Source organism: Variovorax sp. GW821-FHT09D07 (assembly GCF_059416345.1).
In genome coordinates this window covers 280,266-302,486 of record NZ_JBWKOY010000004.1, presented here as the reverse complement: position 1 = coordinate 302,486, position 22,221 = coordinate 280,266, and the positions used below count along the sequence as shown (strand labels likewise).

Below are 22,221 nucleotides of genomic sequence, written 5' to 3'. Positions count from 1 at the left end.
ATCCCACCCTGTCACCAACGGCACCCGAGGGTGCCGTTTTGCATTCCCCATGAGCGAACCTACCTCCCAGCCCGGCCTCGAGAGCCTGTCCAAATCGTTCGAACCCGCCGCCATCGAGGCGCACTGGGGCCCGGAATGGGAGCAGCGCGGCTACGCCAAGGCGGGCTTCCGCGGCACGCAGCAGCCCAAGGAAGGCGCCGAGTCGTTCGCGATCCAGCTGCCGCCGCCCAACGTCACGGGCACGCTGCACATGGGCCATGCGTTCAACCAGACGATCATGGACAGCCTCACGCGCTACCACCGCATGAAGGGCGCCAACACGCTGTGGGTGCCGGGCACCGACCACGCGGGCATCGCCACCCAGATCGTGGTGGAGCGCCAGCTGCAGGAGCAGAAGGTCAGCCGCCACGACCTGGGCCGCAAGAACTTCGTGGCGCGCGTGTGGGAGTGGAAGGAAAAGTCGGGCAGCACCATCACCGAGCAGATGCGCCGCATGGGCGACACGGTCGACTGGAGCCGCGAGTACTTCACGATGGACGACGACCTCTCGAAGGTGGTCACGCACACCTTCGTGAAGCTGTATGAAGAAGGCCTGATCTACCGCGGCAAGCGCCTGGGCAACTGGGACCCGGTGCTCAAGACCTCGGTGAGCGACCTGGAAGTCGAGAGCGAGGAAGAAGACGGCTCGCTCTGGCACATCGCCTACCCGCTGGAAGACGGCAGCGGCACGCTCACGGTGGCCACCACGCGCCCCGAGACCATGCTCGGCGACACGGCCGTGATGGTCCACCCCGAGGACGAGCGCTACAAGCACCTGATCGGCCAGCGCGTGAAGCTGCCGCTGGTGGACCGGCTGATTCCGATCATTGCCGACGACTACGTCGACAAGGAATTCGGTACCGGCGTGGTCAAGGTGACGCCCGCGCACGACTACAACGACTACGCCGTCGGCCAGCGCCACAAGCTCGAGGTGATCGGCATCCTCACGCTCGACGCGACCATCAACGACAACGCGCCTGAAAAATACCGCGGCATGGACCGCTTCGTGGCGCGCAAGGCCATTGTGGCCGACCTCGAGGCGCTGGGCCTGCTGGTCGAGGTGAAGAAGCATCGCCTCATGGTGCCGCGCTGCGCGCGCTCGGGCGCCGTGGTCGAGCCCATGCTCACCGACCAGTGGTACGTGGCCATGACGCGCCCCGGCGCCGACGGCCAGTCGATCGCGCAGAAGGCCATCGACGTCGTGAAGTCGGGCGAAGTGCGCTTCGTGCCCGAGAACTGGGTCAACACCTACAACCACTGGATGGAGAACATCCAGGACTGGACGATTTCGCGCCAGCTCTGGTGGGGCCACCAGATTCCGGCTTGGTACGACGAAGACGGCAAGGTGTACGTGGCCGAAACCGAAGCCGAGGCGCAGGCCAAGGCACCGGGCAAGACGCTCACGCGCGACGAAGACGTGCTCGACACCTGGTACTCGTCGGCGCTGGTGCCCTTCTCTTCGCTGGGCTGGCCCGAGAAGACGCAGGACCTGGCGCTGTACCTGCCCTCGACCGTGCTCGTGACGGGTTACGACATCATCTTCTTCTGGGTCGCCCGGATGATCATGATGACCAAGCACTTCATGGGCACTGTGCCGTTCAAGGACGTGTACATCCACGGCCTGGTGCGCGACGCCCAGGGCAAGAAGATGAGCAAGTCCGAAGGCAACGTGCTCGACCCGGTCGACCTGATCGACGGCATCGAGTTGCCCGCGCTGCTCGACAAGCGCACGCAAGGCCTGCGCAAGCCCGAGACCGCACCGGCGGTGCGCAAGAACACGCAGAAGGAATTCCCCGAGGGCATTCCGGCCTTCGGCGCCGATGCGCTGCGTTTCACCTTCGCTTCGCTGGCCTCGCTGGGCCGCAGCATCAACTTCGACTCGAAGCGCTGCGAGGGCTATCGCAACTTCTGCAACAAGCTGTGGAACGCCACGCGCTTCGTGCTGATGAACTGCGAAGGCCAGGACTGCGGCCTGCTGGAGCACACCAAGGAAGACTGCCAGGTCGGCGGCAAGGCGCACGGTTACCTGAAGTTCAGCCGCGCCGACTTCTGGATCGTCTCGCAGCTGCAGCGCGTCGAGGCCGAAGTGGCCAAGGGCTTCGAGGAATACCGCCTGGACAACGTGGCCAACGCGATCTACCAGTTCGCCTGGGACGAGTTCTGCGACTGGTACCTCGAGATTGCCAAGGTGCAGATCCAGACCGGCGACGACGCGCAAAAGCGCGCCACGCGCCGCACGCTGATCCGCGTGCTCGAGGCGCTGCTGCGCCTGGCGCACCCGATCATTCCGTTCATCACCGAAGAGCTGTGGCAGAAGGTGTCGAAGGTCGCGGGCCGTGAAGGCGCATCGATCATGATCGCGGCCTACCCGCAGAGCCAGCCGGAGAAGATCGACGAAGCCGCAGAAGCACACGTGGCCCGCCTGAAGGCGCTGGTCGATGCCTGCCGCACGCTGCGCGGCGAGATGAACGTGTCGCCCGCCACGCGCCTGCCGCTGTACGCGGTGGCCGACGACGCCGAGGGCGCGGCCTTCCTGCGCGACGCGGCCCCGGTGCTGCAGGCGCTGGCCAAGCTCAAGGAAGTGAAGGTGTTCGACGACGAGGCCTCGTGGCAGGCTGCCGCCGAAGCGGCACCCGTGGCGGTGGTGGGCGCGACGCGCCTGTGCCTGCACATGGAGATCGACAAGGCGGCCGAGAAGCTGCGCATCGGCAAGGAAATTGCACGCATCGAAGGCGAGATCGCCAAGGTGCACGGCAAGCTCGGCAACGAGGCCTTCGTGGCCAAGGCGCCGCCCGCCGTGATCGAACAGGAGCGCACGCGCCTGGTCGATTTCACCGCCACGCTGGAGCGCCTGCGCAGCCAGCTTGTGCGCCTCGGCTGACAGACGGGGTCCGGGTGGGGGACTAGGATTTGGTCATCGGCTTCGCGCCGCGACCATCCTCATCCCTCTCCTTTTTCCTGCATCCAACGACACTGAACTGCCCATGTCCACTTCTTCCCCGACGCGCATCCGCAAGGCCGTATTCCCTGTTGCAGGCTTCGGCACCCGCTTTCTGCCGGCCACCAAGGCGCAGCCCAAAGAGATGCTGCCCGTGGTCGACAAGCCGCTGATCCAGTACGCCGTCGAAGAAGCCTATGCCGCGGGCATCCGCGACATGATTTTTGTGACCGGGCGCAACAAGCGCGCGATCGAAGACCACTACGACACCGCCTACGAGCTCGAAAGCCAGCTCGAAGCCAGCGGCAAGGACGCACTGCTCGAAATCGCCCGTTCGGTGTCGCCCGACGACATGACCTGCTCGTACGTGCGCCAGCCGCGCATGCTGGGCCTGGGCCACGCCGTGCTGTGCGCCGAGCACCTGGTGGGCAACGAGCCCTTCGCCGTGCTGCTGGCGGACGACCTGATGGTCGGCCCTGTCGGTGGCCAGCCGGTGCTGGCGCAGATGACCGAAGTCTTCGCGCGCCTGGGCGCCTCGGTGCTGGCCGTGCAGGAAGTGCCGCTGGAGCACGTCAAGCGCTACGGCATCGTGGCCGGCGAGAACGTGGAAGACGGCCTCGTGAAGGTCAACCGCATGGTCGAGAAGCCCAAGCCCGAAGACGCGCCCTCGCGCCTGGGCGTGGCCGGCCGCTACATCCTCACGCCCGGCGTGTTCGACGAGATCCGCAACCAGCCCAAGGGCGCGGGCGGCGAGATCCAGTTGACCGACGGCATCGCGGCGCTGATGAAGAAGGAATCGGTCTACGCCTACTCGTACAAGGGCATCCGCTACGACTGCGGCAGCAAGGAAGGCTTCCTGCAGGCGTCGGTGGAACTGGCGCTGGCGCACCCCGAGGTGGGCGCGCAGTTCCGCGAGTACCTCAAGAGCCTGAAGCTCTGAGGGCGCTGCAAAGCACTGAGAAACACACTGAAAACAAGAAGGGGCCGCGAGGCCCCTTTTCTTTGGTCGGTTGCCGACGCTAGCGTCGCTTCAGCACGTGGATGAAGTCGCTGCCCACGGTCTCCTGCGCCACCAGTTCGTTGCCGGTCTGGCGCGCGAAGGCCTGGAAGTCGCGCACCGAACCCGGGTCGGTCGACACCACCTTCAGCAGCTGGCCGCTCACCATGTCGTTGAGCGATTTCTTCGCCTTCAGGATCGGCAGCGGGCAGTTGAGGCCGCGCGTGTCGATTTCGCGGTCAACTTGCATTGCCAGGCTCCGGCGGCAGGTTCAGGCCGCGACGACGCTCTTCGTTTTCCGCGGCAGTGAAGAACACCGGCTCGTGGCCGCGCGTGCGCAGCCAGTCGGCCAGCGCGTAGCCGGTGCCGGCGGGCCAGCACCGCAGGTCGGGCAGGTCGTAGAGGCGGTAGTCCACCAGCTCGGGCGAGAGCTTCACCTCGCCGTCGGCCACCACGTGGTACGCGATGATGATCTGGTTCATGCGCTGGAAGTCGTAGGCCCCGACGAGCTTGGCGGCGCTGACGTCCAGGTTGGTTTCTTCCTTGACCTCGCGCGCGATGCCCTCCTCGGGCGTCTCGCCGGCCTCCATGAAGCCGGTGATGAGCGCAAACATCTTCCCCGGCCAGGCCGCATTGCGCGCCAGCAGCACCTGGCCGCGGTACTCGACGATGGCCGCCAGCACGGGCGTGGGGTTGTTCCAGTGCGTGTGGCCGCAGTTGGGGCAGCGCAGGCGCTCCTTGGGACCGCCGTCTTCCATCAACGCGATCCATTCGAGCGGGGTGGCGCAGGCCTGGCAGAACTTGGGGTGGGGCATGGGAAGTCTCTGTTCTTTTTCTCGGGCGTGCGGCGCCCGGTGGGCGCCGCCGCAGTGTGAAGGGATCAGGCGGGGAAAACGCCCGTCGACAGGTAGCGATCGCCGCGGTCGCAGACCACGAACACGATGGTGGCGTTCTCGACCTTCTTCGACACCTCGATGGCCGCCCACAGCGCGCCGGCCGCCGAAATGCCGCCGAAGATGCCCTCTTCGCGCGCCAGGCGCCGGCACATCTCTTCGGCGTCGTCCTGGCTCACGCTGATTTCCTCGTCGACGCGGCTCGGGTCGTAGATCTTCGGCAGGTACTCGACCGGCCACTTGCGGATGCCCGGAATGCGCGAGCCTTCGGCCGGCTGCGCACCGACGATGCGCACCGCCGGGTTCTTTTCCTTCAGGTAGCGCGAGACGCCGGTGATGGTGCCCGTGGTGCCCATGGCGCTCACGAAGTGGGTGATCTTGCCCTGCGTGTCGGTCCAGATCTCGGGGCCGGTGGTCTCGTAGTGGATGCGCGGGTTGTCGGGGTTGGCGAACTGGTCGAGCACGCGGCCCTTGCCCTGGGCGACCATCTGCTCGGCCAGGTCACGCGCGTATTCCATGCCGCCGCTCTTGGGCGTGAGCACCAGCTCGGCGCCGAAGGCCTTCATGGTCTGGGCGCGTTCCACCGAGAGGTCCTCCGGCATGATCAGCACCATGCGGTAGCCCTTGATGGCCGCGGCCATCGCCAGCGCGATGCCGGTGTTGCCCGAGGTGGCCTCGATCAGCGTGTCGCCGGGCTTGATTTCACCGCGCTCCTCGGCCCGCTTGATCATCGACAGCGCCGGTCGGTCCTTGACCGAGCCCGCCGGGTTGTTGCCTTCGAGCTTGCCCAGGATCACGTTGCCGCGCTTGGCGTTTTCCGCGGCATGGATGCGTTGCAGGGCAACCAGGGGGGTCTTGCCGATGGCGTCTTCGATCGTCGGATAATTCATGCCAGCCACTGTGCCATAATTTTGGGCTTCCTTCCGGATGTGCCCGGGTGGTGAAATTGGTAGACGCAGGGGACTCAAAATCCCCCACCGAAAGGTGTGCCGGTTCGATTCCGGCCCCGGGCACCACGAGACGACACCGTCTCACCCCCACATCAAGAAACCCGCTCGCTTCACTGGCGCAGCGGGTTTTTCTTTGCCTCGGGGCCTTCCAGGCCGGGCAGCGCCCCGCCCTAGCCAAGCACGTCGGCGAGCTTCACCTGCAGCGACAAGGCGGCCTGGTGCAGCAGCTCGAACTCGTCGTCCGGCAGCGGCACGGCCGTGAAGTTGAAGTGGCACAAGGTGCCGGCGACCGCGCCCGAGGGGTTCAAGAGCGGAACGCCGTGGTAGCTGATGGTGTAGTCCCGCCCGGGATGCGTGGCAAAGCGCTCGTCCACGCTCGAGTCGTCGGTGCGGAACCACCCGTCACGCAGGACAAAGGGACAGATGCTCGCCTCGAAGGGCACGCTGGCGATGTTCTCGGGGATCAGCTCGCCTTGCTTGTCGTGCAGGTAGAGGCTCGTGACCAGGTCGGCGCGGATCTTGTAGATCCCGGTGTACCGATGCGGCACGCGCGCGTTCAAGTAGGCGAGGACAGCCTGTGCGCCTTGATCGGCAAGCAACGCTTCAATCGTTTGGGGCATTCGTTTTGTCCGCTTCGCTTCGATCGGTTCGCCATGGTACGCCCGGCCCCGGGGCCATCCGCTTCGGTGTCAGCCCGCTTGCGCGGTCTTCAACGCCGCCACGGCGCGAATCTCCACCCGCAGCGCCGGCCGCGCCAGCGCCGCCACGCCAAGGATGGTCCATGCCGGAAAATCCCCGGTGATGTAGCGGTCCTTCACCTCGCGAAAGCCCGCCAGCTCGTGCTCGACGTCGACGTGGTAGCTCACGATCTCCACCAGGTCGGCAAAGCCGAGCCCTGCGCTTTCGAGCACCACGCCCAGCCGCCGGAAGGCCCAGTCGGCCTGTTCCGATGCGCTCTCGGGCACGCTGCCGTCGGCACGCAGGCCGACCTGCCCCGCCACGAACAGCAGGCCGCCGGCCTTGACGCCGGGCGCGTACTTGAAGGTGTCGAAGACGGCGGTCGAGCCGAAGGTCGGATGGCCGTCGGGGATACGGATGCTCTGTTTGCTCACGGGTTGCGTCCTGTCAGGCGTCTGCCGGCTGCAGGCCGGTATGCACCGTCGGATGCGCGAGTCGCACGCGCAGCTCGCGCTTGAGCCGCGTGTTGTCGAGCCGGCGCGATTCGCCCATGAAGCTCAGCAGTTGCAGCGGCAATTGCCGCTGCGCCTCATCGCGCGCCACGCGCGGCGGGCGGGGCATGCCGTAGAGGTCGGCGGCCAGGTCGAAGTAGTCGCCCATGCGCAGCTCGGTGTCGTCCGACGCGTGCACCACGCGCTGGGGCTTGCCGCGAAACAGCGCCGCCACGCAGGCGCGCGCGAGGTCGTCGGCGTGGATGTGGCTGGTGTAGACGTCGTCCTCGCGGCGCAGCACGGGCGTACCACGCTCCAGGCGGCCGCGCGGGGTGCCGTTCTCGCGGTCGGGCGCGTAGATGCCCGGGATGCGCAGGATGCTGGTGCGCACGCCGGTGCTGCGGCCGAACCAGCGCACGGCGCGCTCGGCATCGACGCGCCGGTGGGAACGCGGGGTGTCGGGGCGCACGCCGCGCGTTTCGCTCACGCGCGCGCCGCCGCAGTCGCCGTACACGCCGCTGGTCGATCCGTAGACCAGCGCCGAGGGCAGCGAGCGCAGCCGCAGCGCCTGCGCCAGCGACACGGTGCGCTGGTCGCGCCACCAGGCCGCGCCGCCTTCGCGCGCGGGCGGCGCCAGGTGCACCACGCGGGTGGCGATGCCCGCCAGGCGGCGCAGGGTGGCGCGGTCGTCCAGGTTGCCCACCAGCGGCCGGATGCCGGCCGCGCGCAGCGCCGCAACGCGGTCGGCCGAGGACGTGAGCGCCACCAGCTGCATGCGCCCGCGCAGGTTGCGCGCCACGCGCTGGCCGACGTCGCCGCAGCCGACGATCAGCAGGCGCTCGCGCCGGAACCGGGCCGGCAGTGCGCCGGAGGGACTATTGATTGAAGGCAAAATCCGGGTTTCCTGTCTCAATTCAGTTGTCCCGGCCGCATGCAGCCGGGAAAGTTCACCCCCGAAGAATACCGATGACTGCTACAGCGCCGCACGAAGCGGGCTTTTCCATCACCGTCGAACCCAGCGGGCGCCACTTCGTGGTCCAGGGCGACGAAACCATCCTCGCGGCCGGCATCCGCCAGGGCATCGGCCTCCCCTACGGTTGCAAGGACGGCGCCTGCGGTTCCTGCAAGTGCAAGAAGCTGTCGGGCGAGGTCACGCTCGGCCCGCACCAGAGCAAGGCGCTGAGCGCCGAGGAGCAACTGGCCGGCTACGTGCTGACCTGCTGCGCCCATCCGACGAGCGACGTGGTGCTGGAGTCGCGCCAGGTCACCGAGGCCGGCGCGCTGCCGATCCGCAAGATGCCGGTGCGCGTGATGGCGCTCACGCGCCAGTCGCACGACGTGATGATGCTGCGCCTGCAGCTGCCGGCCGGCGAGCCGCTGCAGTTCTACGCTGGCCAGTACGTGGAGTTCATCCTGCGCGACGGCGCGCGCCGCAGCTACTCGATGGCCAACGCGCCGCACACGGTGGCCGTGCCGGGCACGGGCCTGGAACTGCACCTGCGCCACCTGCCGGGCGGCAAGTTCACCGACCATGTCTTCGGCGCGATGAAGGAAAAAGAGATTCTGCGCATCGAAGGCCCGTTCGGCAGCTTCTTCCTGCGCGAAGACTCCGACAAGCCGATGATCCTGCTGGCCTCGGGCACGGGCTTCGCGCCGATCAAGGCGCTGCTGGAGCACATGCAGTTCAAGGGCATCGACCGGCCCGCCGCGCTCTACTGGGGCGGGCGCCGCCCCGAAGACCTGTACATGGACGCCTGGCTGCGCGAGCAGCTGGCCGCGATGCCGAACCTGCGCTACGTGCCCGTGGTGTCGAACGCCACGCCGGAAGACAACTGGACCGGCCGCACCGGCTTCGTCCACCAGGCGGTGCTGGAAGACTTCACGGACCTGTCGGGCCACCAGGTGTATGCCTGCGGTGCGCCGATCGTGGTCGACTCGGCCAAGCGCGACTACGTGGCGCTCGCGGGCCTGCCCGAAGAAGAGTTCTTCGCCGACGCCTTCACCACCGAAGCCGACAAGGCCCTGCCCTGAGCCTTCGCGCTCCCCTTTCCTTTTCGCAGACGTGACGCAGAACAACATGAAGACGAGACACTTCCTCCTGACCCTGATCGCCAGCGCTGCCGTGCTCGGCACTGGCCATGCTGCAGCCCAGCAACACCGCCCGATCCGCCTCGTCGTGCCCTACGCGGCCGGCGGCCCGATCGACAACACGGCGCGCATCCTGGCCGAGCAGGTGAAGGACACGCTGGGCGGCCCGGTCATCATCGACAACAAGCCCGGCGCGGGCGGCAACATCGGCGCCGACTTCGTCGCCAAGGCGCCGGCGGACGGCCTCACGATCGGCATCGCGGCCACGGCCACGAACGCGGTGAACCCGTGGCTGTACAGCAAGATGCCATTCAACGCCGCGACCGACTTCGCGCCGATCACGCAGATGGTGCGCGTGCCCAACGTGCTGGTGATGAACGCCGAGACGGCCAACCGCCTGAACATCCGCACGCTGGCCGACCTGATCCGCTACGCCAAGGCCAACCCGGCCAAGCTCAACTACGCCAGCGGCGGCAACGGCAGCGCCGGCCACTTGGCGGGCGAGCTGTTCAAGAAGGAAGCGGGCATCTTCGCGGTACACATTCCGTACAACGGCGGCAACCCGGCGCAGCTGGCGCTGCTGTCGGGCCAGGTCGACTTCAACTTCGACAACCTCGCCACGGCCGCGCCGAACATCCGCTCGGGCAAGCTGAAGGCGATCGCGGTCACGACGCTCAAGCGCAGCAGCGCCCTGCCCGACGTGCCGCCCGTGGCCGACACGCTCAAGGGCTTCTCGATCGACACCTGGTGGGGCCTGGTCGCACCGGCCGGCACGCCGCCCGAGGTGGTCGCGAAACTGAATCAGGCCTTCGTCGCCGCGCTGAACGCGCCGGAAACGAAGACCCGCTTCGCCTCGATGCTGGCCGAGCCGGTCGGCAACTCGTCCGAGCAGTTCGGCAGCTTCATGAAGAGCGAACTGGCCAAGTACGAGAAGGTGGTCAAGGCCACCGGGGCGAAGGTGGACTGACGAGGTCGTCCAGGGGCGCTGCGGCCTGCGTGTCGGTGGCCGCAGCCACGGCCGCCGCCGCTTCGGCCGCCCCGCTCTGGTAGGTGCGCAGGCCCGCAAGGTCGAGCACTTCCACGCCGCCGTGTTCGATGCGCAACAGGCCGTCGCGCTGCAGCGCATGCAGCGCGCGGTTGGCACGCTGGCGCGACACCGCCGACAAGAGGCCGATCTCGTCCTGGCTCAGCCGCACGAAGCGGGTGGCGCGCGGATAGAGGATGGGGTCGAACAGGCTGGCCAGGCAGCGCGCCACGCGCGCGTCGGGGCCGAGCAGGCGATCGAATTCCATGAGGCCGATGAACAGGCTCAGTCGCGCATTGATGTGTAACAACAGAAACCGATTGAAGTCGATGCTGGTGGACATCAGCCGCTCGAAGCTGTGCCGCGGCACGCAGGCCACGCGCGTGGGCCGCAGCGCCACGCCGTCGTAGCGCCAGCATCCGGGGGTGAGCAGCGAGCCTTCGCCGCCCCAGCCGCCGGCGGTCACGCCGGTGAAGGTGGACACGCGCCCGTCGGGCAGCGACACCGACATCTTCATGAGGCCGTCGATCACGCCGATCCAGTGATCGGCCGGCTCGCCGCGCCGCACGACGAAGCCGCCAGCCGGCACCGCGCGCTCGTGCGACTCCTGGACGACGCGGTCGAGTTCGTCGTCCGTGAGCGCGCGCGCCCACAGGCTCTCGCGAAGCATGTTCTCCAACGCGTTCGACATCGCGCCTCCTGCTGTCGTCCCTCGTGACATCGCATCGGCCGAACCGTCGCAGGCGCCGGTCGGCGGGGTCCGTAAGAAATGTCGTTGCAACGACATCTTCGGCGCGGCGATGGTGCCACAGTCATCCGCGTTCGCCAAACAACAAGGAGACAACGATGAAGCGTTCGAACAAGGACCCGCGCCCCGCGCGCGGGCCGGACGACGGGGGTGCGCACGGCCTGCGCCGGCGCGACGTGCTCGGCTACGCCACGGCCGCGCCGCTGGCATCGGCGGCGGCCGGCATCGCAGGGCTCGGCGCCCTCACGGCGCCCGCCTCCGCGGTGGCCGCGCTCCTGCCCATGACCCCGCCCGACACCACCGACCTGATCGACATCGGCGACGCGGTCACGCTGACCTCGCTGCCGACCATGCCGCTGGTGAAGGTGACGAACACCGGCGACGGCCGCGTGCGCCTCGCACTGCCGCGCCTTGAAGTGGGCCAGGGCATCGCCACGGCCAGCGCCATGATGCTGGCCGACAAGCTGCGCCTGCCGCTGAGTGCCATCGAAGTCACCTCGGCCGACGCGAGCCCCGAGCTGATCTGGAACCAGCTCACGGGCGGCTCGTCGAGCGTGCGCTCGATGCACGCCGGCATGCCAGTGCTGGGCGGCCTCGGCGGCCTGCTCTCCGGCTCGACGCCTTCGGTGGTCGGCCAGCGCGTGACGCGGCTCGACGCGCTGGACATCGTCACCGGCCGCAAGAAGTTCACGCTCGACCAGGCGGTGCCCAATGCCAAGCCGACGATGGTGCGGCGCCCGCCGACCATCAACGGCAAGTTCGTCGGCATCAACAACCTGAACACGGTGATGGGCATGCCGGGCGTGATCGGCGTGGTGCCGATTCCCGCCACGAATGGCATCACGCCGACGCCGCCGGGCGTGGCGGTGATGGCCGAGACCTTCGGCCAGGCCTGGGCCGCGGTGAACGCGCTCGACGTGACCTGGGCCGCCGGCCCGCTCGACGGCGAGTCGAACGCCACCATCATGCGCAAGCTGAAGTCGTCGCTGCTGCCCTTTGCACTGCCGCCGCTGGGCGCGCTTACGGTCGAGGCCGAGTTCGAGTTCGCGCCGGCCGCGCACTGTCCGATGGAAGTCGAATGCGCGATTGCCGATGTGCGAGCGGATCGCGCCGAAATCTGGGCCGGGCTGCAAAGTCCCATCGTCACCCAGCAGGCGGTGGCCGCCGAGCTGGGCCTGCCGCTGAACAAGGTCGTCGTGCATGCGGTGCCCTCGGGCGGCTCCTTCGGGCGGCGCCTGTTCTGGGACCCGGTGCTGCAGGCGATCCAGGTGTCGAAGGCGCTGGGGCGCCCCTGCCGCCTGATGTACCACCGCACCGACGACATGCGCCACACGCGCATCCGCCCGCCGATCTACCAGAAGGCGCGCGCCACGATGCTGCTGGGCCAGGTCATCGCCTTCGAGCAGCGCATCGCCAGCGTGCGGCTGGACACGCGCCACGGCTTCGGCAACATGCTCGAGGCCGCCGCCATCGCGCTGCCCAACGCCTTCCCGCAGACGGTGGGCAACTTCGCGATCGAGCAGGTGATGTTCAAGACCATGGTGACCTCGCCGTACAACTTCGGCGTCACGACCAAGCTGCTGACGCCCGTGCCGATGGACATGAACACCTGCTCCTACCGCTCGGTGCACATCCAGCCCGCGCGGCTGGTGGAAGAGATCCTGGTCGACGAGATGGCCCGCGCCGCGCGCAAGGACCCGGTCGCCTTCCGGCTTGAGTACCTGCGCCTGCCGCGTGCCCGCGCGGTGCTGAAGGCGGTGGCGGAGGCCGCGCAATGGGGCAAGGCGATGCCGGCGGGCTTTGCGCAAGGCGTGGGCGTGCACCAGGAGTCGAAGTCCTTCACGGCCTGCATCGTCGAGATCGACGCGCGCGTGCCGGCGCAGGCCCGCGTGGTGCGCGCCACCATCGCCATCGATGTCGGCACGCCGATCAACCCCTCGGGCATCGAGGCGCAGCTGCAGGGCGGCCTGTGCGAATCGATCGCGCTGGTGCTGTCGGCGGGGCTGCACATCCAGAACGGCCTGCCGCTGGAGGGCAGCTACTCGCAATACCACTTCTCGCGCATGAAGCACTACCCGAAGGACGTGAAGATCATCATCCTGCCGGCCAACGGCGAGGCCATCGGCGGGCTGGGCGAGGTCGGCCTGTCGGCGAGTTCGGGTGCGATCGCCAACGCCTATGGGCGCGCCACCGGCATCAAGCCGCGCAGCTTCCCGCTGAACTTCCCGGTCGACTTCACGCCGATCCCGCCGGGCAAGCTGCCCACGCCCGTCAACGTTCCGATCCCCGCCTGAGGAGACCCGCCATGCCTGTGCAATCTTTCAAGGTGAACGGCCAGAACGTCGACGTCGAGGCGCCCGACGACCTGGCGCTGCTGTGGGTGCTGCGTGACAAGCTCGGCATCACCGGCCCGAAGTACGGCTGCGGCATCAACGTGTGCAAGGCCTGCACCTGCCACGTCGACGGCAAGGCCGTGACGACCTGCTCGGTGCGCGTGTCCGACGTGCGCGGCCGCCAGGTGACGACCATCGAGGGCCTGGCCAACGGCAACACGCTGCACCCGGTGCAGCAGGCCTGGATGAACCTGGACGTGCCGCAGTGCGGCTTCTGCCAGCCGGGCCAGATCATGGCCGCGGTCGACCTGCTGCGCCGCACGCGCACCCCGACGGATGCCGACATCGACGCCATCGAGAACGTGTGCCGCTGCGGCACCTACGGCCGCATCCGCGAAGCGATCAAGGCCGCCGCCGCGATGATGGGCTAGGGACCGACGGAAAAACGGCCAGCCACCGCGCTCTGCGGTGCTGGCCGGTTGACGCTGGCGGCGCTTACTCGCCGAGGTAGGCGGCGCGCACGCGCGGGTCGCGCAGCAGTTCCTTGGCGTCGCCGTTCATCGTGATGAGGCCCGACTCCATGACGTAGCCACGGTCGGCCAGTTGCAGCGCGCGGTTGGCGTTCTGCTCCACCAGCAGGATCGTGACGCCCTGCGAGGCCACGGTCTGCACCACTTCGAAGATCTTGTCGCACATGATGGGCGACAGGCCCATGGTGGGCTCGTCGAGCAGCAGCACCTTCGGACGCGCCATGAGTGCGCGGCCCATGGCCAGCATCTGCTGTTCGCCGCCCGACATCGTGCCGGCCAGTTGGTCCTTGCGCTCGCGCAGGCGCGGGAAGGTCACGAACACGCGCTCCATGTCGCTGGCGATCTCGGCCTTGTCGTTGCGGATGTAGGCGCCGATCTGCAGGTTCTCGGTGATCGTCATGCGCGTGAACACGCCGCGGCCCTCGGGCACCATCACGAGGCCCTCGCCCACCAGGTCCCAGGCGCCGCGGCCCTTGATGCTGCGGCCCAGGAATTCGATGTCGCCCGCGCCGGCCGGCAGCGTGCCGGTGATGGCCTTCATGGTGGTGGTCTTGCCGGCGCCGTTGGAGCCGATGAGCGAGACCAGCTCGCCCTCGAACACGTCGAAGTCCACGCCCTTCACGGCCTGGATGCCGCCGTAGCCCACCTTCAGGCCGCGGACCTTGAGCAGGTTCTTGCCTGCGGCCTTGGCGGCGGCCGGTGCCGTCGCGGTGGCCATCGTTGCTTCTGCGGTGCTCATCTCAATGTCCTCCGGTGCCGAGGTAGGCCTCGATCACCTTTTCGTTCTTCTGTACCTCGACCGGGTTGCCCTCGGCAATCTGCTTGCCGTAGTCGAGCACGGTGACGCGGTCGCACAGGCCCATGATGAGCTTGACGTCGTGTTCGATGATCAGGATCGTGCGGTTGTCCTTGCGGATGCGGTCGATGAGCTCGCGCAGCAGGACCTTCTCGGTCGAGTTCATGCCGGCGGCCGGTTCGTCCAGCGCGATGAGCTGGGGGTCGGTGGCCAGGGCACGCGCGATCTCGAGGCGGCGCTGGTCGCCGTAGCTCAGCGTGCGCGCCTTGTAGTCGGCGAACTTGCCGATGCCCACGTAGTCGAGCAGCTCCTGCGCCCGCTTGGCGATGGCCGCTTCTTCGGCCTTGAAGCCCTTGGTGCGCAGCATGGCGCCGAACACGCCGGAATGCGTACGGATGTGGCGCCCGACCATCACGTTCTCGAGCGCCGTCATTTCGGCGAAGAGGCGGATGTTCTGGAAGGTGCGCGCAATGCCGGCCTTGGCCACTTCGTGCACGGCCGTCGGCTGGTAGGGCTTGCCGGCCAGTTCGAAGGTGCCGCTGTCGGGCGTGTACAGCCCGGTGATCACGTTGAAGAAGGTCGTCTTGCCGGCGCCGTTCGGCCCGATCAGGCCGTAGACCTGGCCGCGCTTGATGGTGATGCCCACGTCCGAGAGGGCCTGCAGCCCGCCGAAGCGCTTGGAGATGCCGCGAACGTCGAGGATGGTGTCTGTCGTCATGTCTGTGTGTCCTTGGCTCACGGATTGATGGACATGGGACGCGATGCCGCACCCGGCACTTCGTCAGCGGGGCTGTCGATGCCCGGTGCATGGGTCTGCAGCGTTCCGGGCGCCACGGCCGCATGGGCCGGGTCGACGGGCACGCCGCCCTTCTTTGTTAGCGTCTTGCCGTGTTCCGGCGAGGGCCACAGGCCGCGCGGGCGCATCAGCATGATGATGATCATGGCGAGGGCAATGAACAGCTGGCGCAGGATGGACGCGTCGAGGCGGCCGTCGGTCATCGCCTGCAGCGGGCCGGCCACGTAGCGCAGCACTTCGGGCAGCGCGGCCAGCAGCACGGCACCCAGGATGACGCCAGGCAGGTGCCCAAGGCCGCCCAGCACGACCATGGCGACGATCATCACCGACTCCATCAGGCTGAAGGACTCGGGCGACACGAAGCCCTGGAAGGCTGCGAACATCGCGCCCGACACGCCGCCGAAGCTGGCGCCCATGCCGAAGGCCAGCAGCTTCATGTTGCGGGTGTTGATGCCCATCGCCTTGGCAGCGATTTCATCTTCGCGGATGGCCATCCAGGCGCGGCCGATGCGCGAGATCTGCAGGCGGTGCGAGATGATGATGGTGGCCACCACCAGCGCCAGGAACAGGTAGTAGTACAGCGTGACCGAGGAGATCGTGAAGCCGTCGAACTTCCACGCCTTGCCGAGGTCGAGGCCCCAGAACTTGATGGAGTCGATCGCCGTGATGCCCTTCGGCCCGTTGGTGATGTTGATCGGCTGGTCCAGGTTGTTCAGGAACACCCGGATGATTTCACCGAAGCCGAGCGTGACGATCGCGAGGTAGTCGCCGCGCAGCTTCAGCGTGGGCGCCCCCAGCATCGCGCCGAGCACCCCGGCCACCACCAGCGCGAGCGGAACCACGATCAGGAGCGAGGTGTGCAGCCCGTTCGGGAACATCGCCTTGAACCACGGAAAGGTGTCCGAGAGGTGCGACGAACCCATCAGCGCGTAGAGGTACGCGCCGACCGCAAAGAAGGCCACGTAGCCCAGGTCGAGCAGGCCGGCGTAGCCGACCACGATGTTCAGGCCGAGCGCGAGCATCACGTAGAGCAATGCGATGTCGGCGATGCGCACCCAGGCGTTGCCCTGGGTCTGCAACAGGATGGGCAGCGCCAGCACGGCGACCACGCCGAGGATGTAGAGCGCGAGGTTCTTGCTGTTCTTCATGGTGTGCTGCTCCTCAGGCCCGGTCCGCCACGCGCTCGCCGAGCAGACCAGAAGGCCGCAGCGTGAGCATCACGATCAGCACGATGAAAGCGAAGATGTCGCTGTAGTTGCTGCCCAGCACACCACCCGTGAGGGTGCCGATGTAGCCGGAGCCGATGGCCTCGATGAGGCCGAGCAAAATGCCGCCGACCACCGCGCCGGCCAGGTTGCCGATGCCGCCGAACACGGCCGCGGTGAAGGCCTTGAGGCCGGGCAGGAAGCCCATCGCATGTTGCGCGATGCCGTAGTTGGAGGCGTACATCACGCCGGCGATGGCCGCGAGCACGGCGCCGATGATGAAGGTGGCCGAGATGACCATGTCGGGCCGGATGCCCATGAGCGCCGCGACGCGCGGGTTCTCGGCGGTGGCGCGCATCGCGCGGCCGAGCTTGGTGTAGTTGACCAGCCACATCAGGATCACGAGCGAGAACGCCGTGACGCTGAGGATCATGACCTGCGTCGGAGAGATCACGGCGCCGCCCACGTGGATGGGGTCGGTCGGCAGCAGGTTGGGATACGCCTTGTTGGTCGGCTTCCAGATGATCATGGCCAGCGTCTGCAGCAGGATCGACACGCCGATGGCGGTGATGAGCGGTGCGAGCTTGGGGCTGTTGCGCAGCGGCCGGTAGGCCACTTTCTCGATCACGAAGTTGAGGCTTGCCGCGACGACGCAGGCAATGATCAGCGCAACGAAGAGGATCAGCCAGCCCGGGGTGTTGGGCATTCCGTCCTTCATGAGCCCGATGATGGTCCAGCTCGTGAGCGCCCCCACCATCAGCACTTCACCGTGCGCAAAATTGATCAGATTGATGATGCCGTACACCATGGTGTAGCCCAAGGCTATCAAGGCATACATGCTGCCGAGAACCAGACCGTTGATGATCTGCTGCAGCAATATTTCCATAACGCGATTCCCTATGTGTTGCACCTTGCGGGTGCCATTCACCTACCGAGGCACCGGTTTGGCGCCACTGGCTTGACAAGCAAAAAACCAGCCAACATGTGTCGCCGGCAGATTTGGTGGGCGGGATTGTAGACACGCCCCGGCGCTGTTTTGGGGCGGGATGACCGGGGTTTACCCGCTCACTTCATGCTGTATGCGCGTGAAGTCATGCAGATGCGCAAACCTGTATCAGCGATCTGAATTTGTGTTGAGGCGACGCAGTTCGCGCAGCTTTTCCGCGATGCGGATTTCGAGTCCACGCTCGACCGGTTCGTAGAACACCTGGCCTTCCAGGCCCTCGGGCAGGTAGCGCTCGCCGGCGGCGAAACCGCCCTCCTCGTCGTGCGCGTAGCGGTACCCCTTGCCGTAGTCGAGCTCCTTCATGAGCTTGGTCGGCGCATTGCGCAGGTGCATCGGCACCGGGCGCGTGCTGTCTTTCTTCACCAGCGCGCGCACCGCGTTGTAGGCCTTGTAGACCGCGTTCGACTTGGGCGCGATGGCCAGGTAGACCACGCATTCGGCCAGTGCCAGCTCGCCTTCGGGGGTACCCAGTCGCTCGTAGACCTCGGCCGCATCGAGCGCCAGGCGCAGCGCACGCGGGTCGGCCAGGCCGATGTCTTCGCTGGCCATGCGCACGAGGCGGCGCGCCATGTAGCGCGGGTCGGCGCCGCCGTCGAGCATGCGCACGAACCAGTAGAGTGCGGCGTCGGGGTCGCTGCCGCGCACCGATTTGTGCAGCGCGCTGATGGTGTCGTAGAACTGCTCGCCGCCCTTGTCGTAGCGGCGCATGCGCTCGCCGAGCACGCGCAGCAGCCACTCGTCGGTGATGTTCGTGAGCTTCTCGGCGCCGGCCGCAACGGCCAGGGTCTCGAGCGTGTTGAGCAGGCGGCGCGCGTCGCCGTCCGCGTAGGCGACCAGGCGGTCGATGGCCGCCTCGTCGATGGCCGGAACCGCCTGGATCGCTTGCGCCTTGGCAACGATCTGCTTCAGGTCGCCTTCGTTGAGCGACTGCAGCACGTACACCGCCGCCCGCGACAGCAAGGCCGAATTGACTTCGAACGACGGGTTCTCGGTGGTCGCGCCGATGAAGGTGAAGAGGCCCGACTCGACGTGCGGCAGGAACGCGTCCTGCTGGCTCTTGTTGAAGCGGTGCACCTCGTCGACGAAGACGATGGTGCGCTGCTGCGTGAGCCCGTCGCGCGCTGCCGTGGCCTGCTCGACCGCCTCGCGGATGTCCTTCACGCCGCCCAGCACTGCGCTGATGCTCAGGAACTGCGCGTCGAAGGCGTCGGCCATGAGCCGCGCGATGGTGGTCTTGCCGGTGCCCGGCGGCCCCCAGAGGATGCAGGAGTGCGGCTGGCCCGACTCGAAGGCGATGCGCAGCGACATGCCCGGACCGAGCAGGTGCTGCTGGCCGATCACTTCGCCGAGCGTCTTGGGACGCAGGCGCTCGGCGAGGGGCTGGTGGGTGCGCGGGGCCAAACCGGGGACTGTCCTGCTGTGGGTGATTACTGCTTGAGCACGTCGGCACCCGCGGGCGCCTTGAAGTCGAAGGTGCTCGCGGGCAAGGCCGGGTTCACCTCGACCTTGCTGAACTTGAGCACCGAGCGCTGGCCGAAGCTGTCCAGGATCTCGAGGGCCGCGAGCGCGTCACCCTGGAAGCCGACCATCACGCTCTGCAGCTGGCCGTCCTTGTTCTTCGGCGTGGCCTTGACCCACTGCAGGCCGTCGCGCTCGGGCGCGGCTTCCAGCGCAAAGTCAGCCTGCAGGGCGCGCAGGTCGGCGGCGGAGGCAATCAGCGCGGCGGGCGTCGAACCCAGCGCCTGCGCCTGGGCGCGCTGCGTGACCTGGTTCAGGTCGGCGTCGTAGAGCCAGAGCGTCTTGCCGTCGGCCACGATGCTCTGGGCAAAGGGCTTGCGATAGTCGAACTTGAATTTGCCGGGGCGATGGAATTCGAAGGTGCCGGTCGAGGTCTTGACGCGGCCCGGCTGGCCCTCGCGCGGCGGGGCCGTCACGGTCTGGGTGAACTCGGCGCGGCCGGACTTGACCGTCTTCACGAAGGCTTCGAGGCTTTCGAGCCCGTCGGCCCAGGCACTGCCGGCCACCGTGCAGATCAGGCCGGCCAACAGCCAGAGGCGGGTTTTCTTCATGGGGGATTCCTCGGAAAAACGTTGCTGCGATGCCCATCGACACTACCCGCCGCAGGTGCCGGCTTCTGTAGGCTTTCATGAAGATTTGCAGCAGCGCCGGTGCGCGTTTGCAAATTGCCTCTCAGCACGTAACCAGCCCTGCCGCGGTGGTGATGCGGGTCGTCGTCGATGGTGCGCCGGCGGGTCACTCCGCCTGGCGTGCGGGCACGAGGATCTCGCGCTGGCCGCTGCCGCTCATGGCGCTCACGAGGCCGGCCTTTTCCATGTCCTCGACCAGGCGCGCGGCGCGGTTGTAGCCGATCTTCAGGTGGCGCTGCACCAGCGAGATGCTGGCCTTGCGGTTCTTGAGCACGACCTCGACCGCCTGGTCGTACATCGGGTCCTTTTCGCCGTCGCCGCCTCCGAGCAGGTCGCCATCACCGTCGCCATCGACCGTGCCGCCTTCGAGCACGCCCTCGATGTAGTCGGGCTCGCCCTGGCTCTTGAGGTAGGCCACCACGCGATGCACTTCCTCGTCGCTCACGAAGGCACCATGCACGCGGATCGGCAGACCGGTGCCGCTGGCCATGTAGAGCATGTCGCCCATGCCCAGCAGCGCCTCGGCGCCCATCTGGTCGAGGATGGTGCGGCTGTCGATCTTGGAGCCCACCGAGAACGCGATGCGCGTGGGGATGTTGGCCTTGATGAGGCCGGTGATCACGTCGACACTGGGGCGCTGCGTGGCCAGGATCAGGTGGATGCCGGCGGCGCGGGCCTTTTGCGCCAGGCGGGCAATCAGCTCTTCGATCTTCTTGCCGACCACCATCATCAGGTCGGCCAGCTCGTCGATGATGACCACGATGTGCGGCTCGCGCTTCAGCGGTTCCGGATCGTCCGGCGTGAGGCTGAAGGGGTTGTAGATGAACTCCTCGCGCGCCTTGGCTTCGTCGATCTTGGTGTTGTAGCCGGCCAGGTTGCGCACGCCGAGCTTGCTCATGAGCTTGTAGCGACGCTCCATCTCGGCCACGCACCAGTTCAGGCCGTGCGCCGCCTGGCGCATGTCGGTGACCACGGGCGCCAGCAGGTGCGGGATGCCTTCGTAGACCGACATTTCGAGCATCTTCGGGTCGATCATGAGCAGGCGGACGTCGCGTGCCTCGGCCTTGTAGAGCAGCGACAGGATCATCGCGTTGATACCCACCGACTTGCCCGAGCCGGTGGTACCGGCCACCAGCACGTGCGGCATCTTCGCGAGGTCGGCCACCACGGGGTTGCCGATGATGTCCTTGCCCAGGCCCATCGTGAGCATCGACTTGCCCTCGTTGTAGACCTGCGAGCCCAGGATTTCACTGAGCTTGATCGACTGGCGCTTGGCGTTCGGCAGTTCGAGCGCCATGTAGTTCTTGCCAGGAATGGTCTCGACCACGCGGATCGACACCAGCGAGAGCGAACGCGCCAGGTCCTTGGCGAGGCCGAGGATCTGCGAGCCCTTGACGCCGGTGGCGGGCTCGATCTCGTAGCGCGTGATGACGGGGCCCGGCGAAGCGAGCACCACGCGCACCTCGACACCGAAGTCCTTGAGCTTCTTCTCGATCATGCGCGAGGTCATCTCGAGCGTGTCGGAGGACACCGTCTCCTGGCGCACCAGCGCGGCGTCGAGCAGGTCGACCTGCGGCAGCTTGCTGTCGGGCAGTTCCTTGAAGAGCGGCTTCTGGCGCTCCTTGACGACGCGGTCGCTGCGGGGGACCTCGGTCATCGCGGGTTCGATCTGCACCGGCGGCGATGCAGGTCGGCGCTTGGGCGCGACTTCTTCCTCTTCGTCGTCGAAGCTCGGCTCGAGAGGGCCGGCGTCGCCGAACGTGGCCTCCTTGCTGGGGCGCATTTTCTTGGCGCGCGGCGCGGGCGCCAGCTCTTCCTCGTCGCCGGCGCGTTCGCGCGCGGCCTGCTTGCCCATGGCGATGTCGGCCGCCATTTCGCGCTTTTCACGGCGCGACTCGAACAGCGAGTACGCACGGGCACCGATGCGCTCGGCGATCAGGCTCCAGGAGAAACGGAACACCAGCGCCGAGCCGATCACGCCGCCGGCGATGGCGACCAGCGCCGAGCCCGTGAAGCCCAGCCAGCGCACGCTCGCCGGACCGACAAGGTAGCCGAGGGCGCCGCCGCCCGACCCCGGTAGGTGCGATTCGAGCCGGTACAGGCGCGACCATTCGAGCACCGCGCTCGCGCACAGCAGCAGGACCAGGCCGAACCAGAAAGCGAGGCGGCTGCGGTTGAAGCGGCCGCGCGGGGGCTGTTCGACCGCCGGCGTCGGTTCGCCGCCGCGCAGCCAGCCGGCCAGCGACGAGAGCCACGCGCGCAGGCCCGCCGCAAGGCACCACCAGACGGAATAGCCGGCAAGGAAGTAGCTGCCATCGGCCAGCCAGGCGCCGATGCGGCCGCCCCAGTTCTTGATCTCACCGCCCGTGCCCGAGGTCGACCAGGCGGCATCGGACGGGGTGAAGCTCAGCATCGCCAGCAGCCAGAACAGGAGGGCTGCGAACCCGGCGATCAAGGTGATTTCGTGGGCGAAGCGCAGGGCGCGCAGGCGCACGGGTTGCCCTTCGGCAGCGGAAGAAGAGGAGGACGATTGAAGCGTATGGAGCGAATAGGTCATGAAAA

General features: G+C 67.5%; 20 protein-coding genes and 1 tRNA gene. 7 read left to right on the top strand and 14 right to left on the bottom strand.

Annotation, left to right across the window (positions count from 1 at the left end; genetic code table 11):
- The first annotated feature begins 49 nt into the window (after positions 1-49).
- Both AC07OX_RS17100 and galU read left to right on the top strand, forming a co-directional pair.
- Entirely contained in the window at positions 50-2,920 is a 2,871-nt protein-coding gene (locus AC07OX_RS17100) for a valine--tRNA ligase (RefSeq protein ID WP_495261101.1), read from the top strand.
- Between the two features lie 103 nt (positions 2,921-3,023).
- On the top strand, positions 3,024-3,917 hold the full coding sequence (gene galU, locus AC07OX_RS17095) for a UTP--glucose-1-phosphate uridylyltransferase GalU (RefSeq protein WP_070062154.1): 894 nt from the start codon (positions 3,024-3,026) through the stop codon (positions 3,915-3,917).
- A gap of 79 nt (positions 3,918-3,996) precedes the next feature.
- On the opposite strand, the gene AC07OX_RS17090 is transcribed toward galU, so the two are convergent.
- From AC07OX_RS17090 to cysM, 3 genes are all read right to left on the bottom strand, one after another.
- Positions 3,997-4,224, bottom strand: a complete 228-nt coding sequence (locus AC07OX_RS17090; protein WP_159275550.1) for a sulfurtransferase TusA family protein — start codon at positions 4,222-4,224, stop codon at positions 3,997-3,999.
- Complete coding sequence (locus tag AC07OX_RS17085) at positions 4,214-4,789, bottom strand: NUDIX domain-containing protein (RefSeq protein ID WP_056572274.1); 576 nt, start codon at positions 4,787-4,789, stop codon at positions 4,214-4,216. The genes AC07OX_RS17090 and AC07OX_RS17085 overlap by 11 nt, the downstream gene beginning before the upstream one ends.
- 65 nt (positions 4,790-4,854) lie before the next feature.
- Positions 4,855-5,757 (bottom strand): cysteine synthase CysM, encoded by a 903-nt coding sequence (cysM, locus tag AC07OX_RS17080; protein ID WP_062479803.1) that lies wholly within the window; start codon positions 5,755-5,757, stop codon positions 4,855-4,857.
- Positions 5,758-5,798: 41 nt separating this feature from the next.
- Here cysM and AC07OX_RS17075 point away from each other — a divergent pair.
- Positions 5,799-5,883: transfer RNA gene (locus tag AC07OX_RS17075), tRNA-Leu, on the top strand.
- 104 nt (positions 5,884-5,987) lie between these two features.
- Here AC07OX_RS17075 and AC07OX_RS17070 read toward each other — a convergent pair.
- The 3 genes from AC07OX_RS17070 to AC07OX_RS17060 form a co-directional block, all read right to left on the bottom strand.
- Positions 5,988-6,437, bottom strand: a complete 450-nt coding sequence (locus AC07OX_RS17070; RefSeq protein WP_495261102.1) for a hypothetical protein — start codon at positions 6,435-6,437, stop codon at positions 5,988-5,990.
- Between the two features lie 69 nt (positions 6,438-6,506).
- Positions 6,507-6,929 (bottom strand): RidA family protein, encoded by a 423-nt coding sequence (locus tag AC07OX_RS17065; protein ID WP_495261103.1) that lies wholly within the window; start codon positions 6,927-6,929, stop codon positions 6,507-6,509.
- A 13-nt stretch (positions 6,930-6,942) separates the two neighbouring features.
- Positions 6,943-7,878 (bottom strand): SDR family oxidoreductase, encoded by a 936-nt coding sequence (locus tag AC07OX_RS17060; RefSeq protein WP_495261104.1) that lies wholly within the window; start codon positions 7,876-7,878, stop codon positions 6,943-6,945.
- 74 nt (positions 7,879-7,952) lie between these two features.
- Between AC07OX_RS17060 and AC07OX_RS17055 the strand changes: the two genes are divergently transcribed.
- Positions 7,953-9,017, top strand: a complete 1,065-nt coding sequence (locus AC07OX_RS17055) for a CDP-6-deoxy-delta-3,4-glucoseen reductase (RefSeq protein WP_492697327.1) — start codon at positions 7,953-7,955, stop codon at positions 9,015-9,017.
- 46 nt (positions 9,018-9,063) lie between these two features.
- Positions 9,064-10,041, top strand: coding sequence for a Bug family tripartite tricarboxylate transporter substrate binding protein (locus AC07OX_RS17050; RefSeq protein WP_495261105.1), 978 nt, complete (start codon positions 9,064-9,066; stop codon positions 10,039-10,041).
- On the opposite strand, the gene AC07OX_RS17045 is transcribed toward AC07OX_RS17050, so the two are convergent.
- Entirely contained in the window at positions 10,013-10,789 is a 777-nt protein-coding gene (locus AC07OX_RS17045; protein WP_307637485.1) for a Crp/Fnr family transcriptional regulator, read from the bottom strand. The genes AC07OX_RS17050 and AC07OX_RS17045 overlap by 29 nt on opposite strands.
- Before the next feature lie 155 nt (positions 10,790-10,944).
- Here AC07OX_RS17045 and AC07OX_RS17040 point away from each other — a divergent pair, with 155 nt between their 5' ends.
- Entirely contained in the window at positions 10,945-13,140 is a 2,196-nt protein-coding gene (locus AC07OX_RS17040) for a xanthine dehydrogenase family protein molybdopterin-binding subunit (RefSeq protein WP_495261106.1), read from the top strand.
- Between the two features lie 11 nt (positions 13,141-13,151).
- Positions 13,152-13,610, top strand: a complete 459-nt coding sequence (locus AC07OX_RS17035; RefSeq protein WP_056572291.1) for a (2Fe-2S)-binding protein — start codon at positions 13,152-13,154, stop codon at positions 13,608-13,610.
- 64 nt (positions 13,611-13,674) lie between these two features.
- Here the strand turns inward: AC07OX_RS17035 and AC07OX_RS17030 are convergent, their stop codons facing one another.
- From AC07OX_RS17030 to AC07OX_RS17000, 7 genes are all read right to left on the bottom strand, one after another.
- Positions 13,675-14,448, bottom strand: a complete 774-nt coding sequence (locus tag AC07OX_RS17030; RefSeq protein ID WP_172438340.1) for an ABC transporter ATP-binding protein — start codon at positions 14,446-14,448, stop codon at positions 13,675-13,677.
- Between the two features lies 1 nt (position 14,449).
- The gene (locus tag AC07OX_RS17025; protein WP_056572293.1) at positions 14,450-15,223 is read right to left on the bottom strand and encodes an ABC transporter ATP-binding protein; all 774 of its coding nucleotides are present in this window, start codon (positions 15,221-15,223) and stop codon (positions 14,450-14,452) included.
- A 17-nt stretch (positions 15,224-15,240) separates the two neighbouring features.
- A complete protein-coding gene (locus AC07OX_RS17020) occupies positions 15,241-16,449 on the bottom strand; it encodes a branched-chain amino acid ABC transporter permease (RefSeq protein WP_495261107.1) in 1,209 nt (402 codons plus the stop codon).
- Between the two features lie 13 nt (positions 16,450-16,462).
- Entirely contained in the window at positions 16,463-17,392 is a 930-nt protein-coding gene (locus tag AC07OX_RS17015) for a branched-chain amino acid ABC transporter permease (RefSeq protein ID WP_062481019.1), read from the bottom strand.
- A 228-nt stretch (positions 17,393-17,620) separates the two neighbouring features.
- Positions 17,621-18,913: a replication-associated recombination protein A gene (locus AC07OX_RS17010; protein WP_139703237.1), complete on the bottom strand. Its 1,293-nt coding sequence runs from the start codon at positions 18,911-18,913 to the stop codon at positions 17,621-17,623.
- 26 nt (positions 18,914-18,939) lie between these two features.
- Positions 18,940-19,581 (bottom strand): outer membrane lipoprotein periplasmic chaperone LolA, encoded by a 642-nt coding sequence (gene lolA / locus AC07OX_RS17005; protein ID WP_495261108.1) that lies wholly within the window; start codon positions 19,579-19,581, stop codon positions 18,940-18,942.
- 184 nt (positions 19,582-19,765) lie between these two features.
- Complete coding sequence (locus AC07OX_RS17000; protein ID WP_354342492.1) at positions 19,766-22,216, bottom strand: DNA translocase FtsK; 2,451 nt, start codon at positions 22,214-22,216, stop codon at positions 19,766-19,768.
- Positions 22,217-22,221: the final 5 nt, after the last annotated feature.